12 protein-coding genes are annotated in these 16,330 nt (G+C 72.5%); 3 read left to right on the top strand and 9 right to left on the bottom strand.

Annotated features, from left to right (window positions below; all coding sequences use genetic code 11):
* Positions 1-17: 17 nt before the first annotated feature.
* Positions 18-1,439, bottom strand: coding sequence for a PucR family transcriptional regulator (locus tag ACLZOT_RS23320; RefSeq protein ID WP_416970969.1), 1,422 nt, complete (start codon positions 1,437-1,439; stop codon positions 18-20).
* Positions 1,440-1,789: 350 nt separating this feature from the next.
* Between ACLZOT_RS23320 and ACLZOT_RS23315 the strand changes: the two genes are divergently transcribed.
* Positions 1,790-3,565 (top strand): FAD-binding dehydrogenase, encoded by a 1,776-nt coding sequence (locus tag ACLZOT_RS23315; RefSeq protein WP_416970968.1) that lies wholly within the window; start codon positions 1,790-1,792, stop codon positions 3,563-3,565.
* Between the two features lie 195 nt (positions 3,566-3,760).
* Here the strand turns inward: ACLZOT_RS23315 and ACLZOT_RS23310 are convergent, their stop codons facing one another.
* Positions 3,761-4,219, bottom strand: coding sequence for a MarR family winged helix-turn-helix transcriptional regulator (locus ACLZOT_RS23310; protein ID WP_416970967.1), 459 nt, complete (start codon positions 4,217-4,219; stop codon positions 3,761-3,763).
* Positions 4,220-4,345: 126 nt separating this feature from the next.
* Here ACLZOT_RS23310 and ACLZOT_RS23305 point away from each other — a divergent pair, with 126 nt between their 5' ends.
* On the top strand, positions 4,346-5,809 hold the full coding sequence (locus ACLZOT_RS23305; RefSeq protein ID WP_416970966.1) for an MFS transporter: 1,464 nt from the start codon (positions 4,346-4,348) through the stop codon (positions 5,807-5,809).
* 158 nt (positions 5,810-5,967) lie between these two features.
* Here the strand turns inward: ACLZOT_RS23305 and ACLZOT_RS23300 are convergent, their stop codons facing one another.
* From ACLZOT_RS23300 to ACLZOT_RS23280, 5 genes are all read right to left on the bottom strand, one after another.
* The gene (locus ACLZOT_RS23300; RefSeq protein WP_416970965.1) at positions 5,968-6,606 is read right to left on the bottom strand and encodes a response regulator; all 639 of its coding nucleotides are present in this window, start codon (positions 6,604-6,606) and stop codon (positions 5,968-5,970) included.
* The gene (locus tag ACLZOT_RS23295) at positions 6,603-7,814 is read right to left on the bottom strand and encodes a sensor histidine kinase (protein ID WP_416970964.1); all 1,212 of its coding nucleotides are present in this window, start codon (positions 7,812-7,814) and stop codon (positions 6,603-6,605) included. The genes ACLZOT_RS23300 and ACLZOT_RS23295 overlap by 4 nt, the downstream gene beginning before the upstream one ends.
* Positions 7,815-7,888: 74 nt before the next feature.
* Complete coding sequence (locus ACLZOT_RS23290; RefSeq protein ID WP_416970963.1) at positions 7,889-9,007, bottom strand: ABC transporter substrate-binding protein; 1,119 nt, start codon at positions 9,005-9,007, stop codon at positions 7,889-7,891.
* 149 nt (positions 9,008-9,156) lie between these two features.
* Complete coding sequence (locus ACLZOT_RS23285; RefSeq protein ID WP_416970962.1) at positions 9,157-10,320, bottom strand: helix-turn-helix domain-containing protein; 1,164 nt, start codon at positions 10,318-10,320, stop codon at positions 9,157-9,159.
* A gap of 401 nt (positions 10,321-10,721) precedes the next feature.
* On the bottom strand, positions 10,722-11,699 hold the full coding sequence (locus ACLZOT_RS23280; protein WP_416970961.1) for an alpha/beta hydrolase: 978 nt from the start codon (positions 11,697-11,699) through the stop codon (positions 10,722-10,724).
* 231 nt (positions 11,700-11,930) lie between these two features.
* Here ACLZOT_RS23280 and ACLZOT_RS23275 point away from each other — a divergent pair, with 231 nt between their 5' ends.
* Positions 11,931-12,887, top strand: coding sequence for a TerC family protein (locus ACLZOT_RS23275; RefSeq protein ID WP_416970960.1), 957 nt, complete (start codon positions 11,931-11,933; stop codon positions 12,885-12,887).
* Here ACLZOT_RS23275 and helR read toward each other — a convergent pair.
* Complete coding sequence (gene helR, locus ACLZOT_RS23270) at positions 12,877-15,003, bottom strand: RNA polymerase recycling motor ATPase HelR (RefSeq protein ID WP_416970959.1); 2,127 nt, start codon at positions 15,001-15,003, stop codon at positions 12,877-12,879. The two genes, ACLZOT_RS23275 and helR, sit on opposite strands and share 11 nt — an antisense overlap.
* Before the next feature lie 24 nt (positions 15,004-15,027).
* Positions 15,028-16,221 (bottom strand): glycosyltransferase, encoded by a 1,194-nt coding sequence (locus ACLZOT_RS23265; protein WP_416970958.1) that lies wholly within the window; start codon positions 16,219-16,221, stop codon positions 15,028-15,030.
* Between the last annotated feature and the right edge of the window lie 109 nt (positions 16,222-16,330).

Genomic DNA, 16,330 nt, shown 5'->3' with positions numbered 1-16,330 from the left:
TAACTCGGTTCCCTCAACTATCCCGCGTCCTCGTACGTCGCGTCCGCCGTCCGCTCCTCGCCCAGCCAGGTCGTCAGTGCCCACCACCAGTGGAGTGTTTCCGTGTGGGCGCCTGATCCGGTGCTCAGGGAGCTGCCGGTGATCTGCTGGAGGCGGGCCAGGCGGTAGCGGATGGTGTTGGGGTGGGTGAAGAGGGCGGCGGCGGTCTGGTCGAGGCGGCGGCCCAGGTCGAGGAAGGTGAGGGCGGTCAGGGCTAGTTGGCGGTGGAAGTCGTCGGTGGGGTTCAGGGCGCCGAGGAGGCGGGTTGTTACGTGGGCGCCCAGCAAGGGTTGTTCGGAGAGGGCCAACTCCGCTGCGAGGTCGGTGAGTTCGTGGAGGCCGTGGCGGCTCTGGCGGCGGAGGAGGTCGACTGCCTTGACGCACAGGCGGTACAGCTCGGGGAGGTCGGCGAGGGGGGCGGCCGGGGCCACGACGACCAGTGCGCCGGGTTCCAGTTGGTCCGGGGTCGGGGGGAGGGGGGAGAGGGCGGCAAGTCGGCCGTCCAGGAGGGCTGTTGCCGCGGGGGTGCCGGGGAGGGCGGTGTTGTCCGCCGCCAGGCAGTGGTAGAGCCCGTCGGCGCCGGGTCGTATACCGGCGCGGCCGAGTTCGGTGAGCGGAGGGAGCGCGCCGCCCAGCAGGACCTGGCGCAGGAGGCGGGTGCGGGCGGCGCCGGTGCCGCGGGGGGTCTCGCGTTCGGCTGCCCGGTAGCCGTTGATGACCTGGCGTTCCAGCGCATCGCCGTACTCCTTCAGGCGGAGCACGACGTGGAGTTGGGCCCGGTCCGGGATGCCCGCGGAGCGGCAGCGGTCGACGGTGATCTCGGCGGCGCGGGTGAGGGCCGCCTGTACGCCGCGCAGCACGACGGTCATCGGGACGCCCTGGGCCGCGCGGTCGGCGCCGAGCAACAGGGCCGCGGTGAAGTCCTGTTCGTCGAGAGAGTCGGGGGAGTCGGGGTAGGTGAAGGGGCCCGGCGAGTCGAAGGGGTCGAGGGAGTCGGAGGGGTTGGACGGGCCGGGGGAATGGGAAGGGCTGGGGGAGCTGGAAGGGCTGGAAGGGCTGGATGGGCCTAGGGAACCGGACGGGCCGGGGGCGCCGGGCCGGCGCGGGGTGTCGGAGGACGGTCGGGCCCCGGAGGTGCCGGGCGGGTGCGGTGTGCCGGAGAGGCCGGAGGGGGCCGCGCCGGGTGCGTCGAGGGGATCCGGGTGCTCCAGGGCCGCGAACCACGCGCCCGCCGCCCGCAGCATCGCCGTCGCGTGCGAGCGGGTCTCCTCCTCGGTGAGGCGGGCCAGTTCCGGGGAGCGCCTGCGGGCCGCGGTGACGAGTTCACGGCACACGTCCGTGTCGTCGGCCATGCCGCGCAGGATCCCGGCGACCGGTTCGGGTCCGGGGCGGACGCTCATGGGCCCCCTTCGCTCGTCCGGACACTGTGTCCGGGCCACAACGAAGGGGAGTTCCTGTTGCCGCCCGGCCACTACCGGATCAGGGTGACGACCTGATTTCCTGTGGGCTACCGAAGGTAACAGGGGTGGGTCCGGCCGCAACACCCTCTGAACTCCCCGTGGCGACACGTCATATGTCGGTGGCGACACCGGCGTACCGCCACGGCACCACTCGCCGCGCCCCCGCGGCGGCAACCGCCGTACCCAGCCGCACCCCGCAGCAACCCCGCCGTACCCTGCCACCCCCCGCAGCACCCCTCCCCGTCCCCGCACGGCTCGCGCCGACGCGAGCCGTACCCGGAAGGAAGCCCATGGAGCCTGTGGAGCACCCCTCCCGCCGCCGAGTGATGACCGTGGCCGGCGGCGTCGTCGCCGGTGCCGCCCTCGCGCAGTCCCTCGCCGCGCCGTCGTTCGCCGCCGAGGCGCAGGACGCGGACGCGATCGTCGTCGGACACGGCCTCGCCGGTCTCGTCGCCACGTCCGAACTCGTCGCCGCCGGACGGAAGGTGCTCCTCCTCGACCAGGAGCCCGAGGCGAGCCTCGGCGGGCAGGCGTTCTGGTCGTTCGGCGGCCTGTTCTTCGTCGACTCCGACGAACAGCGGCTGATGGGCATCAAGGACAGCCGCGACCTCGCGTGGCAGGACTGGCTCGGTACGGCCGGCTTCGACCGGGACGTCACCGACCCGGCCGGGCAGGACCACTGGGCGTACAAGTGGGCCGAGGCGTACGTCGACTTCGCGTCCGGCGAGAAGCGGTCCTGGCTCGCCGGGCTCGGCGTCCAGTGGTTCCCGATCGTCGGCTGGGCGGAACGCGGGGGCGGGCTCGCGACCGGGCACGGCAACTCCGTACCGCGCTTCCACGTCACCTGGGGCACCGGGCCCGCCGTCGTCGAACCCTTCGAGAAGAAGGTCCGCGCGGGCGTCTCCTCGGGCAAGGTCACGTTCAAGTTCCGGCACCGGGTCGACGAGCTGATCGTCACGAACGGTACGGTCACCGGGGTGCGGGGCGCTCTCCTCGAACCCTCCAACGCGGCGCGGGGGACGGCCAGTTCGCGTACCGTCGTCGGCGACTTCGAGCTGCGCGCGCCCGTCGTCATCGTCACCTCCGGTGGTATCGGCGCGAATCACGACCTCGTACGCGCCAACTGGCCCGCCCGGATGGGGAATCCGCCGAAGTCGATGATCACGGGGGTGCCCGCGCACGTCGACGGCCGCATGCTCGGGATCACCCAGAAGGCGGGCGGGCGCATCGTCAACCCCGACCGTATGTGGCACTACACGGAGGGGCTGCGCAACTACGCGCCCATCTGGCCCGGCCACGGCATCCGGATCCTCCCCGGGCCGTCCTCGATGTGGTTCGACGCGAAGGGCAAGCGGTTCGACACGCCCGACATTCCCGGGTACGACACGCTCCACACGCTCAAGACGATCACCGACTCCGGGTACGACTACTCGTGGTTCGTCACGACCCAGAAGATCCTGGCGAAGGAGTTCGCCCTCTCGGGGTCGGAGCAGAACCCCGACCTCACGAACAAGGACATCTGGAAACTCCTCTCCCGGATCTGGCAGTCGCCCGAGCCGATCGAGAAGTTCAAGGAGAAGGGCGCGGACTTCGTGGTCGCGTCGACGCTGCCCGAACTCGTCGCCGGCATGAACAAGTTGACCGGCGAGAACCTCATCGACCTCGCCGACCTCAAACGCCAGATCGAGGCGCGCGACCGGGAGATCGACAACCCGTACACGAAGGACGTCCAGGTGATGGGCATCCGCAACGCGCTGGCCTACCCCGGCGACAGCATCAGCCGTACGGCGTCGGCGCACAAGATCCTGGACTCGTCTGCGGGGCCGCTGATCGCGGTCCACCTGAACATCCTGACCCGCAAGACACTGGGCGGCCTTCAGACGGACCTCTCGGGCAGGGTCCTGAACGCGGCGGGTGCCCCAATTCCGGGTCTGTACGCGGCGGGTGAGGTGGCGGGCTTCGGCGGAGGCGGGGTCCACGGCTACCGCTCACTGGAAGGTACGTTCCTCGGAGGCTGCCTGTTCTCGGGCCGCCAGGCGGGGAAGGCGGCAGCGGCGGCGATCTAGGAGGCCGGCTGCGGGTGCGTCGTGGCTGGTCGCGCAGTTCCCCGCGCCCCTGAAAAGACGGCGCAAGCGCCGGTCTTTTCAGGGGCGCGCTTGCGTGTACAGCCCCGCGCCCCTGGAGGATCGGCGGCGAAGCCGCCATCCTCCAGGGGCGCGGGGAACTGCGCGATCAGCCACAGCGGGCCCGCAGCCGAAGGACTACCCCTCCCGAGGCCACGGCCGTCCCGCAATCGCCTCGATCCCGTTGTTGAACCGCCTCAAATACCCCGCGAACACGGCGATGTCCTCATCCGACCAGTCCCCCATCACCCGGTCCAGCACCTCCACAATCCCCCGGCGCTCCTGATCCAGCAGCCGCTCACCCTCCTCCGTGAGCCGGAACTTCCGCGCCATCCCCCCGTCGGGATCAGGAATCCGCTCCAACAGCCCCGCACGGGACGCCGCAGCGGTCTGCCGGTTCAACGTCGACGCGTCGAGCCCGAACGCCTCGCTCAGCTCCCCGATGGACATGGGCCCCTGCATCCGGATCCGGCTCAGCATGATGTACGCGCTGCGCTCCATGACCCCGTCGGTCCGCCGCCCACCCCGCTTGCTCATGAACGAGTGGCGGCTGAGCAGCATCTGCTCGTACTCGACCTGATGAGTGGGCGTCTCCATGGATCAATCCTGGCACACGGCGAAGGACAGATCACATGCTTGATACATACGACATGTACGATGCACATCCTTCACCCCGAGCGCCTCCGAGGCGCCCCGCATCCTGAGAGAAAGTGGAGTCCTCGAATGGACGCCCCCCAGCCCACGGCCCGGCCCACACCCCGCTCGGGCGCCGTGGTCGCCACGCTCGCCTTCGCCGGCACGACCGCGGCGATCATGCAGACGCTGGTCACCCCGCTGATCGCGGAGCTGCCGAAGATCCTGGACACGTCGTCGTCGAACGCGGCGTGGGTGATCACGGTCACCCTGCTGGTCTCGGCGGTGTGCGTCCCCGTGGTCGGCCGTCTGGGAGACCTGGTCGGGAAGCGACCGATGCTGCTGGCCTGCTCGATCCCGCTGGTCGTCGGCTCGATCGTGTGCGCGCTGGCCTCGGACGTCGTGACGATGATCGTCGGCCGTGGCCTCCAGGGCATGGGGATGGGCATGGTCCCGCTCGGCATCGCGCTGCTGCGGGACGTCGTCCCGACGGAGAAGCTGAGCGGCTCGATAGCCCTGGTGAGCGCGTCGATGGGGATCGGCGGCGCGATCGGTCTGCCGATCGCCGCGGCGGTCGCGGAGTACGCGAGCTGGCGCGTCCTGTTCTGGGGCTCGGCGACGCTGGCCGCCGCCGTGGCCGTACTGATCTGGTTCCTGGTCCCGAACGTCCCGGCGGGCGCGAAGGGGCAGCGGTTCGACGCGCCCGGGGCGATCGGGCTCGGCATCGGGCTCGTCGCGCTGCTGCTGGCGGTCTCCAAGGGCGGTGACTGGGGCTGGGGTTCGGGCTCGGTGCTCGGCCTGTTCGCGGCGGCGGTCGTCGCGCTGGGCGCGTGGGGGTTCTGGGAGACGCGGACGAAGGACCCGCTGGTCGACCTGCGTACGACGGCCCGCCCGCGCGTCCTGCTCACCAACGCCGCGTCCGTGTTCATCGCCTTCGGCATGTACGCCTCGATGCTGGTCCTGCCGCAGCTCCTCCAGTTCCCGAAGGAGACCGGCTACGGCCTCGGCCAGTCGATGCTGGCGGCCGGTCTGTGGATGGCGCCCGGCGGCGTCATGATGATGCTGGTCTCGCCGCTCGGCGGAAAGCTCACCAACGCGCGCGGCCCCAAGTTCACCCTGGTCTGCGGCGCGCTCGTCCTCGCGGCCGGGTACGGCGCCTCGCTCGCCCTGATGGGCTCGGCGGCCGGCCTGATGGTCGTCACGATCATCACCAGCAGCGGCGTCGGCCTCGCCTACGGCGCGATGCCCGCGCTCATCATGAGCAGCGTCCCGGCGTCGGAGACGGCCGCCGCGAACGGCTTCAACACCCTGATGCGCGCCCTCGGCACCTCGATCGGCTCGGCCGTCATCGGCGTGATCCTCTCCCAGATGACGACGACGCTCGGCGGCCACACCTTCGCCTCCGAGGACGGCTTCCGCACGGCCCTCATGGTCGGCGGCGTCCTCGCCCTCGTCTCGGCCGGCATCGCGGCGGTCATCCCGGCGGCGAAGCCGCAGGCGGACGGCACGGAGAAGACGGACCCGGCGCAGGAGCCGGAGCAGGCCCGAGTCTGACCCACGGATGCCGGCGGGGCACCGCACACACCAGGGCTCGCGAGCGAGCGTCTCTTCACCGGAGGCGCGCTCGCGGGCCCTTGGCGCGAGGGGCCCGGGCGGAGCCTTCGCGTCGGCCCGCGCGACCGGCGTTCACGTCAGGCCCTCGTCAGCGGCCCTCACGACAGGTCCAGCACACCCCGCCGTACCGCCTCCGACACCGCCGACGCCCGGTTGTCGACCCCCAGTTTCCGGTAGATGCGCACGAGATGCGTCTTCACCGTCGCCTCGCTCAGGAACAGCGTCTGCGCGATCCCCCGGTTCCCGTGCCCCTGAGCCAGCAGCCGGACGACGCCGATCTCACGGGCCGTCAACTCCCGCTCCCGGTCCGGCTCTTCGCCGACGAGCGCCCCCACCAGCTCCGGCGCGAGCCCGAGCGCCCCGGCGGCGGCGCCGCGTACGGCCCGGAACAGGTCCTGCGGAGGGCCCGCCTTCAGGACGTACCCCCGGGCCCCCGCCTCCAACGCCCGTACGACGTCGGCGCGTCCGGAGTAGCTCGTCAGCATCACCGCGGCCACCCCGGGAGCTTCCGCCCGCAGCCGGCGTACGGCCTCCACCCCGTCGATCCCGGCGGCCCCCGCGAACCGCAGGTCCATCAGCACCACGTCCGGCGCCAACTCGGCGGCCAGCCGCACCGCTTCCTCCCCGCTCCCCGCCTCCCCGGCGACGACGAGATCCGCCTCCCCCTCCAGCAGGGCGCGCAGACCCGCGCGGACGACGGTGTGGTCGTCGGCGAGCAGCAGCCGCAGCACCGTCACCGGACCGCCTCGTCGAGGACCTTCTCGGCCGGAACCGGGATCGACGCGCACACCCGCGTGCCGTGCCCCGGCGCGCTGCGCACGTCCAGGACACCCCCGCACTCCCGCAGCCGCGCCCGCGCCGCCGGCAGGCCGTAACCCCGCGACGGTCCAGGGCGGTCGGGCAGCTCCGCGAACCCGCGGCCGTCGTCCCGGATCTCCAACTCGGCGCCGTCCGGCCGCTGATGGAGCGTGACGTGGACGTTCACCGCGCGGGCGTGCTCACGGATGTTCGCCAGCGTGCCCTGCGCGACCCGGAACAGGGTCGCCGTCGCCTGCCGGTCAAGTGCCGGACACGCGGCCCCTGTTGCTCGGAACCGGACCCGCGCCGCCGCGCCCTCCGTCTCCGCGCGCTCGCACAACAGCCGCAGCGCGCCCGCGAGTCCGGCCTCCGCGACCGCCGACGGGGTGAGGTCGCTGATGATGCGGCGGGTCTCCGCGAGGTTCGCGTGCAGACCGTCCGCCGCCGCCCGGACACGTGTCAGCGCGACATCCGGACGCTCCCGCCAGTCCCGCTCCGCCGCCTGCAACAGCATGACGCCGCCCGCGAGTTCCTGCGCCAGCGTGTCGTGCAGGTCCCGCGCGATGCGCTCCCGCTCCGTCAACACCCCGGCCCTGCGCTGCTGTCGGGCGAGTTCCTCGCGCGTCGCCCTCAACTCCTCGACCAGCAGCCGCCGTCGGTCCGCCTCCCGCTGCAACGCGCCGTACAGCGCGACCGTCCCCCACACCGCCGCCACCGGGATCAGCACCTCCGGCGTGAAACCGCCGCTGCCGCGCACCAGTTGGCCGACCAGTGAGACGGTGATCACGCCCACGGCGAGGCCCGCCGCCCGCCGGTCCAGCGCCCGCAGCGCCGCGCAGGCCAGCGGGATCGCCGCCCACACGTACGCGTCGGTCAGCGTCACCGGGGCGCGCAGCACGAGCCCCGTCCACAGCGCGACCAGCGCCGCCACCCAGGTGCGCCGCGCGGCCGTCCCCCACCGGCCGCCGGCCGCCAGCCCGACCCCGTACACCAGCGCGAGCAGCGTGCTCAGCACCACGATGTCGCGGCACAGCGGACCCCCGTACGCGGCCGCCCGGACCAGCCCCGCGACGACGACGAGCGCGAACGCGCCGTGCGCGAGGTGGTCCAGGGACCGTCTGGGGGCGGAGGGACGGTGGTCGGACACGGCGGGACCCCTTGAGCCGGTGGACGAGGGGCGCCGAGTCTAACGGGCCGGTGTAGGGGCCAGGTGAGTTCCGGTCACGCGCCCGGGTGCAGGCCCGGCCGGCCCGGGGTGGGCTCGCCGCGGACCTCGCCGAAGTACAGGGCGAACGTCTGCTTCCAGCGCTCGATGCCCGCGCGGTCCGCCATGAACTTCGGGAAGCCGTCCAGGTTCGCGTTCGGGTACGTCCACACCGGGTTCAGGCCCGTCGGCGGGGTGACGTCCGTGCGGACCGACCAGCCGTTGAACGACGCCTGCTGGCGGGCCGTCGACAGGCACCAGTTCAGGTACAGCTTCGCCGCCGTCGGGTTCGCCGCGCGCTTCAGGACCGCCGCGCGCTGGCCCCACGCCATGAACGGCGCCGTCTCCGGCATCACCCAGCGGACCGGGCCCGTGCCGAGCGCGCCGCCCGCGCCGCCCACGCCGATCGCCTTCGCGCCCGAACGGACGTTGTCCCCGGGGAAGTTGCTGCCCCGGCCGAACACGACGTCCTGCGCCGCGTACCTCGCCGCCCACTCCCAGCCGTACTTCTGCACGTACAGCGCGAACAGGTACAGGACCGCGTCGTCGTCGTGCGGGTACGCCGACGCGATCCTGCCCTTCCAGCGCGGGTCCAGCAGGTCCTGCGGGGTGCGCGGCGCGTCCGTGCCGGCCGCCGCCACGTCGTACATGAAGCCGAACGAGATCACACCCACCGCCGTCCACGCGGCCTGCGGGTCGCGGAACGCGTCGTACAGCTTCGAGAAGCCCGCCGGGCGGTACGGCAGCAGGTGGCCCTGCGCCTTCCAGCGCGTGAAGTCCTGGAGCGTCTGGAGCTGGACCACGTCAGGGACGAGGGTGTCCGTCGCCAGCTGGTTGTCCACGCGGACGTCGTGGTACTTGCTGTAGTCCACGACCACCGTCAGGTCGATCTCCGGGAAGTCCTTCGCGAACGCCGCCTTCATCCCGTCCCGCTGGGTCGGGGTGTCGCCGCCCGCGTAGATCTTGAGCTTGCCGCCCTCCGCGAGGGCCGCGCGGTACAGCTCGTCGAGACTCCGTGTCTCCTCGCGGCTTCCTCCGTAGGGCGCCGCCGTCGCCGTCCTGCTCATCGCACCGACCGCGAGCGCCGCACCCGCGCTCGTCGCGAGAATCCGTCGCCGACTGGGGAAACTGGGCATGGTGGGGGGCCTTTCTGCACGTCAGGGGAGACCGGGCGGTCCAACTGACGTGAGTCTGGCGGGGGGAGGGGCGGGCGCGCGTCGGGAGAACGGAGGGGATGACGGGCGGGGGGTGGAACGGGGGTTCAACCGATCGGTTGAATGGAGGGTCACGGTTTCACCAACCTCCGCATCGTCAGGGCCAGTTGCAGACGGAAGCGGCCCTGCGGGGTGCGTACCGGCCAGCCCAGCGACTGTTCCGCGTGCGCCAGCCTGTCCTGCAACGTCGAGTGGTGCACGGTCAGTTCGGCCGCCGCCGACCGCAGGCTCTGCGTGAACGCCACCGCGTGCAACGTCGCCAGCATCCACGGCGCCTCGACCGCCGCCCGCTCCAACGCCCTGACGTCCGGCGGGGGTTCGGCCCCCGGCACGACCGTCTCCGCGAGCAGCGCGATACCGCCGAGATCCTCGGCGTACACGACATGCGGGCCGGGATCCTTGGCGGTCCCCTCGGAGGTGAACCGCAGAGCGGTACGGGCGGCGGCCCAGGAGACGGGCAGATCGAGGAGGGGGAGAGCCGGGCCCACGCCGGCGCGGACGGCGGGGGTGGGGCGGGCCGGCGTGCCCGGGTCCGTGGGGGTACTGCGGCTTCCCGGGGCCGTCTCCGGGACCGGGGGCGCCGGAACCACGTACGGGGGACCGTCCAGCGGGGCGACCACGCGGGCGTACGCGTCGGGGGAGAGGCCGAGACGCCGGGCCGCGTGCAGGCGCGTCTGCTCCGGAGCCGTGGCATCGAGCAGCGTCTCGACGAGCGCCGGGTCGTCGGAGGGGGCGCGGCCCCGGGTGCGGTCCAGGACACGGCGTACGACGCCGGCTGCGCGCTCCAGGATGACGGCGTCGACGACGTTGGACGGGGTGGTGGAACGGCTGCCGGGCGGGGTGGTGGAACGGCCGTTGGACAGGCTGCTCGCGTCGAAGCCGGAGGGCGCGGTGGGACGACCGCCGGGTGAGTCGCTCGCGTCGATGCCGGGCGAGCCGGCCGGCCGCTCCAGCCACAGCGCCGGAACCCCGCCGGGCGCCAGCGGGGCGCTGGGCCAGGCCGGGTCGGGCGGCGAGTCGTCGTCCCGCCGTACCCCGTCCGCATCCACCCGCACCCGGACCCGCCGCTCCTCGTCCACGAGCCGCACCGGCACACCCGCCAGCACCGCGGCCCCCCGCACCAACGCCTCCACACCCACACGGGCCTCCGCCAGCCGGTCGAAGTACGCGATCACCCCCACAGCGGCCCCGGCATCCGGATCCACCGCGCTCAACCGCCCGGCCAGCTCTTTCATGCCCCCATCATGCGCCACCCCTCCGGGGGCGGACAGGGTTGCAGGGTTACTGCGAGTCCCCGGAACCAGCAGCCAGGGCACCCTGCGGACGCACCCGCGCCCGGGGCATGGCGAGCGGGTCAGGAGGGCGACGGAGGCCGCGTCCCGGAAGACCGACCGGCACCGGAGGCTGGTCGCCCCCGGCCCGCACGGGCCGTGCCTGGCTTGCCCGGGCGTCCCCAACCTGTGCGGGCTGCCGCCGCACGACCGCACGCCTCGGCCCCCCTCCATCGGCCCCGTCCCGTCCCGCTCCCGGCATCCGGCGCCCGCCTCCCAGGACACCCGCCCCGGCAACGGCCCGAGCAGCGCCCCCGTTCCCCCCGAAAGGCGCTGCCCGCGTGCGCCGCACCCTGTACAGCCCCCTACTCCGCCAGCAACCTCCGCAACCACCTCACCTGCGCCTCCTTCGCCGCCTGGGACAGCGATGCCTGTGGGGCGAAGCCGTCGAAGCCGTGGAAGCCGCCCGGCCAGACGTGGAGTTCCGCGATGCCGCCGGACTGCCAGATGCGGGTGGCGTAGGTGACGTCCTCGTCACGGAAGGTCTCGGCGGAGCCGACGTCGATGAAGGCCGGGGGGAGGTTGGAAAGGTCGGTGGCGCGAGCCGGGGCCGCGTAGGGGGAGACGGAGGGGGTGCCCCGGGTGGGGCCGAGGAGGGCGGTCCAGCCGGTGTCGTTGGAGACGCGGTCCCAGATGCCGAGGCCCGCCATCTGCTCGGCGGACGGGGTGTCGTTGCGGTCGTCCAGCATCGGGCACATGAGGAGCTGGCCCAGGGGACGCGGGCCCTCGCGGTCGCGGAGGAGGAGGGCGAGGGCGGCGGTGAGGCCGCCTCCGGCGCTCGCCCCGGCGATCACGACGCGCTCGGGGTCCACGTACAGCTCGTCCGCGTGGCCGACCGTCCACAGGAGTCCGGCGTAGACGTCCTCGACGGGCGCCGGGTGGGGGTGTTCGGGGGCGAGGCGGTACTCCACGGACACGACGACGAGGTCGAGTTCGCGCGCCCACTGGAGGACCCCGTCGACGCCGGTCCGGTTGTCGCCGAGGACCATCCCGCCACCGTGGGTGTGGTAGATCACCGCGCGGGGCCGGGCCGGTCGCGGAGTCGTCGGCGTACAGATGAGGAGGGAGATCGACGGTGCCCCCTCGGGGCCGGGCACCACCCGGTCCTCGACGGTGAACGCGCCGTCGAGGGTGAGGTCGGTCTCGGGCATGAGGACGGGCAGTTCCCCGCGCCGCATGGCCCGGACGTCGTCGATGGTGATGCTGGGCCCGATGACGTCCTTGATCAGCTCCAGCGCGGCGGACAGCTCGGGGTCGAAGGGCGGCGGTGACATCGTCGTCATGGCTACTCCTGGCGTGGGTGGAGTGACCATGTTCCGGCCACGGGGGGTGCCAGGGGCCACCGCCGGACGGCGGATCCTGCCCGCCGGACGGCGGGTGGATCGCGTCTGAACTGGGCTTATTGCCGTCCCGTGATCGCTTCTTCATCGAATCGAAGTGGAAAGAATCCGGCCGTTCATGGATCATGGCGAATCCCCACAGCCACCCCCACAGCCGTACAGGAGCCCCCTTTCGTGAACGTCACCCTGACCGTCTGGCTGGTGACCGTGGCCGCCTTGTGCGTCCTGGTCGCCGTCGACTTCTTCATCGGCAGAAAGCCGCACGAGGTCTCCCTGAAGGAGGCCGGGACCTGGACGATCGTCTGGGTGGTGCTCGCGATCCTGTTCGGTGTCGGTATCTGGATCTACGGCGGCGGCCAGTCGGCGGGCGAGTTCTTCGCCGGATACATCACGGAGAAGTCGCTCAGCGTCGACAACCTCTTCGTCTTCGTTCTGATCATGTCCAAGTTCGCGGTGCCCCCGCAGTACCAGCAGCGCGTGCTGATGGTCGGCGTCCTGGTCGCCCTCGTCCTGCGCGCCGGCTTCATCGCGGCCGGCGCGGCGATCATCTCCGCGTTCTCGTGGGTGTTCTACATCTTCGGCGCCTTCCTGATCTGGACCGCGTGGAAGCTCGTCCAGGACGCCCGCAAGGGCGGGCACGGGGACGAGGAGTACGAGGAGAGCAAGATGCTGAAGATGGTCGAGGAGCGCTTCGGCGTCGCCGACCGCTACCACGGCACCAAACTGTGGATCGAGGAGAACGGCAAGCGGGTCATGACCCCGATGCTGGTCGTGATGCTCGCCATCGGCTCCACGGACATCCTGTTCGCCCTCGACTCCATCCCCGCGATCTACGGCCTGACCGACGACCCGTACATCGTGTTCACCGCCAACGCGTTCGCGCTGATGGGCCTGCGCCAGCTGTACTTCCTGATCGGCGGCCTGCTGAAGAAGCTGGTGCACCTCAGCTACGGCCTGTCGATCATCCTCGGCTTCATCGGCGTGAAGCTGTTCCTGCACGCCCTGCACGAGTCGGGCGTGCACGTCCCCGAGATCAGCATCCCCTTCTCCCTCGGGTTCATCGTCCTGGTCCTCGCGGTGACGACGTACACGAGCCTGCGCGCGTCGAAGAAGCAGGAGCTCACGAACTGAGCACGACGAGCTGCCGGGTGGCCCGCGTCATCGCGACATAGTGGTCGACCGCCCCGAACCGCTCCGGGTCGACGAGGACGACGAGGTCGAACTCCAGCCCCTTGACCAGTTCGGGCGACAGCGACCGGACCCGTCCGCCGACCCCGGCGTACCAGGGCGCCCCGATGACGCAGGCCGTCCCCTCGTCGTGCGCGGCGAGCCAGTCGCGTACGACGGACTCCAGCCCGGACACCGCCCCGCGCACCACGGGTACGCCCGAACTCCGCACGGACGTCGGCACGTTCGCGTCCGGCAGCACCGCGCGGATCACGGGCTCGGCCTCGGTCATGATCTCCTCCGGCGTCCGGTAGTTGACGCCGAGGGAGGACAGGGCGACCCGGTCGAACCCGACCCGCTTCAGCCGCTCCTGCCACGACTCGGTGAACCCGCGCCGCGTCTGCGCCCGGTCCCCGACGATCGTGAAGCTGCGGGACGGGCAGCGCAGGAGCAGCATCTGCCACTCGGCGTCGGTGAGTTCCTGCGCCTCGTCGACGACGATGTGCGCGAACGGGCCGGCGAGCAGGTCGGGTTCGGTGACCGGCGCCTGCGGGGTGGCCAGGGAGTTCTGGAGGTCCTGGCCGGAGAGCATCGTCATCAGCATGCCCTCCCAGTCGTCGTCGCTGCGCTGGAGGTTTTCTGTGACCTGCGCCCGGTACTCCCGCTCGGCGGCGGCCTCGGCCTCCTGGCGCCGGCGTCGCCGGGACGCGCCGGGGTCGCCGAGCCGCTGCCGGGCGGCGTCGAGGTAGGGCAGGTCGGACACCGTCCACGCGTGCGCGTCCGTGCGCTGGAGGAGGCGCACCTCGTCGGGGGTCAGCCAGGGCGCGGCCAGCCGCAGGTACGCCGGGACCGTCCACAGGTCGCCGACCAGGTCGGCCGCCTCGATCAGCGGCCACGCCTGCGAGAGCGCCGAGGTGAGCGGCTCGATCTGGCGCAGCATCCGCTGGAACAGCTGGGGCGTGAGGTCGCCCTCGTACTTGTCCCAGAGGATCTCGACGAGCTTCGCCCAGATCTCCTCGCGGCCCTCGTTGTGCGGGGTGCCCGGTTCGACGGCGTCGAACGCCTCCGCCCAGTCGCCGGCGGTCAGCGGCAGCAGGACGCGGTCGACGGCGAGGGTCATCCCCTCGGCGGGCGGCTCCTCGTAGAAGCGGACGGCCTTCTCGACGGCCCGCACCAGGCGCGCGGACTCCTTGAGGCGGGCCACCTCCGGGTCGCCCTCGGGCCGCGCGGCGGCGCCCTCGGCGACCAGGTCGCGCACGATGCACGTCTGCACGCCCTCCTCGCCGAGGCTCGGCAGCACGTCGGAGACGTAGTCGAGGTAGGGCCGGTGCGGGCCCACGAACAGGACGCCGCCGCGCCGGTGCCCGAGCCGCGGGTCGGCGTACAGGAGGTGCGCGGTGCGGTGCAGGGCGACGACGGTCTTGCCGGTGCCGGGGCCGCCGTCCACGACGAGCGCGCCGCGCGAACCGGCGCGGATGATGGCGTCCTGGTCGGCCTGGATGGTCGCGAGGACGTCCCGCATCCGCTCGGAGCGGTTGGTGCCGAGGCTCGCGACGAACGCGGACTGGTCGTCGAGGGCGACGCCCTGTTCGAGGCCGTCGGCGGTGAACGCCTCGTCCCAGTAGTCGGCGACCCGCCCGCCGGTCCAGCGGTAGCGGCGCCGGGAGAGCAGGCCCATCGGGTTGGCGTGGGTCGCCGCGAAGAACGGTTCGGCGGCGGGGGAGCGCCAGTCGATCAGCAGCCGCCGCCCGTCCTCACCGGTCAGCCCGAGCCGCCCGACGTACAGGTTCCCCTCCTCGGTGACCATCCGGCCGAGGCACAGGTCGAGGCCGAAGCGCCGGAGCGTGCGCAGCCGGGCGCCCAGCCGGTGCACCTCGATGTCCCGGTCCATGGCGGCCTGCCCGCTCCCGCCGGGCGCCTTCAGCTCGGCGTCGAGCAGCCGGGACGTCTCCTCGATCGACGCTTTGAGACTCTCGGCGACGGCCGCGAAGTGCCGCTCGTCCTCGGCGACCATCGCCGGCCCGGCCTTCGCGGACAGCCGCTCGGGAAGGTCGAACGCGCTGGTGGTGAGGGGGTTCATCAAAGACTCCGTACGTTTCGTGGCTCAGCCCGCCACATCGATCAACAGCTTCGCAGCCACATCCGCCCCGTCCGCCCGCACCGTCCCCGCGACGGCCTTCGCCCGTGCCGCGGTCTCCGGCGCCAGCGCCGTCCCGAGCGCCGCCGACAGCGACTCGTACGTCGGTACGGGACCGTCGTGCGCGGCCCCGATGCCCAGCGCCGCGACCCGGGACGCCCAGTAGGGCTGGTCCACGATCTGCGGGACGACGACCTGCGGCGCCCCGGCGAGGGTGGCGGTCGTGGTGGTCCCGGCGCCCCCGTGGTGGACGACGGCCGCGACCCGGCGGAACAGGGCCTGGTGGTTGATCTCGCCGACGACGTGGCAGTCGGGCTGGTCGTCGACCGGCGTCAGCTCGGCCCAGCCGCGCGCGAGCAGCACCCGGCGCCCGTGCGCGCGCACCGCGTCGATGGCCGCGCGGGCGACCTCGGCGGACGCGTCCCGCAGCGCCATGCTGCCGAAACCGACGTACACGGGCGGCTCGCCGGCCTCCAGGAACGCCGTCACGTCGGCCGGGAGCGGGCGGGAGTCGGGCAGGACCCAGGCGCCGGTGTGGACGACGTCGCGGTCCGTCGGGGCGAGGGTCTCGTCGGCCGCGAGCCAGGGGCGGTCGGTGAAGACGTGGTCGCGGACGTTCGTCAGGGGCGGCAGGCCCCGCTTGACGCGGTGGGTGTTCACGGCCTCCCCGTACAGGGCGTCGACCTTCTCGCCGTCCAGGCCCCACAGGACCATGTTGTCCTTCTCGTCCGGCGGGAACGGCTTGCCCGGCCGCGACAGCGGCGGGTAGTGCGGGGACGGGAGCGAGGTCGGCTGGAACAGCGCGAACACGTACGGGATCCCGTTCAGGTCCGCCACCGACCGCGCCCCGGCGGGCAGCAGCCCCGTCGCCAGCAGGACGTCACAGCCCTCGGCCGCCGCGCCGACCGTCTCGAAGTGCTCGGCGACCAGCGCCTTCGCCGTCGCGAAAGGGTCCGCCGGCTTCGGGCCCGACACCAGCGCCCGCACGGACATCCCGAACGGCACGACCTCCGCGCCGACCGCTTCGAGGAGCCGCGCGAACTCCTCGTCCGGCGGTACGCACACCCGGACCTCGGCGCCCCGCGCCCGCAGCCGCGCGGCGAGAGCGGCGAGCGGCTCGACGTCTCCGCGCGACCCGTACGACATCAACAGCACACGCATTCCCACAACCCCCATTTACGCAGGTGGAACAGGTCAGGTCGGTGATTGTGCGGGACGGAGGGGGCCTTGCCGCAAGGCCCCCCATGCGTTATAACTTGAGCATGGCAAG

Source organism: Streptomyces sp. 4F14, assembly GCF_048159485.1.
GTDB lineage: Bacteria > Actinomycetota > Actinomycetes > Streptomycetales > Streptomycetaceae > Streptomyces.
This window is presented reverse-complemented; position numbering and strand designations above follow the sequence as displayed.

Excerpts from the sequence above, each read along its gene's own strand:
- ACLZOT_RS23320 (WP_416970969.1), bottom strand. The coding sequence starts at position 1,439 with ATGAGCGTCCGCCCCGGACCCGAACCGGTCGCCGGGATCCTGCGCGGC.
- ACLZOT_RS23315 (WP_416970968.1), top strand. The coding sequence starts at position 1,790 with ATGGAGCCTGTGGAGCACCCCTCCCGCCGCCGAGTGATGACCGTGGCC.
- ACLZOT_RS23310 (WP_416970967.1), bottom strand. The coding sequence starts at position 4,219 with ATGGAGACGCCCACTCATCAGGTCGAGTACGAGCAGATGCTGCTCAGC.
- ACLZOT_RS23305 (WP_416970966.1), top strand. The coding sequence starts at position 4,346 with ATGGACGCCCCCCAGCCCACGGCCCGGCCCACACCCCGCTCGGGCGCC.
- ACLZOT_RS23290 (WP_416970963.1), bottom strand. The coding sequence starts at position 9,007 with ATGCCCAGTTTCCCCAGTCGGCGACGGATTCTCGCGACGAGCGCGGGT.
- ACLZOT_RS23285 (WP_416970962.1), bottom strand. The coding sequence starts at position 10,320 with ATGAAAGAGCTGGCCGGGCGGTTGAGCGCGGTGGATCCGGATGCCGGG.
- ACLZOT_RS23280 (WP_416970961.1), bottom strand. The coding sequence starts at position 11,699 with ATGACGACGATGTCACCGCCGCCCTTCGACCCCGAGCTGTCCGCCGCG.
- helR (WP_416970959.1), bottom strand. The coding sequence starts at position 15,003 with ATGAACCCCCTCACCACCAGCGCGTTCGACCTTCCCGAGCGGCTGTCC.
- ACLZOT_RS23265 (WP_416970958.1), bottom strand. The coding sequence starts at position 16,221 with ATGCGTGTGCTGTTGATGTCGTACGGGTCGCGCGGAGACGTCGAGCCG.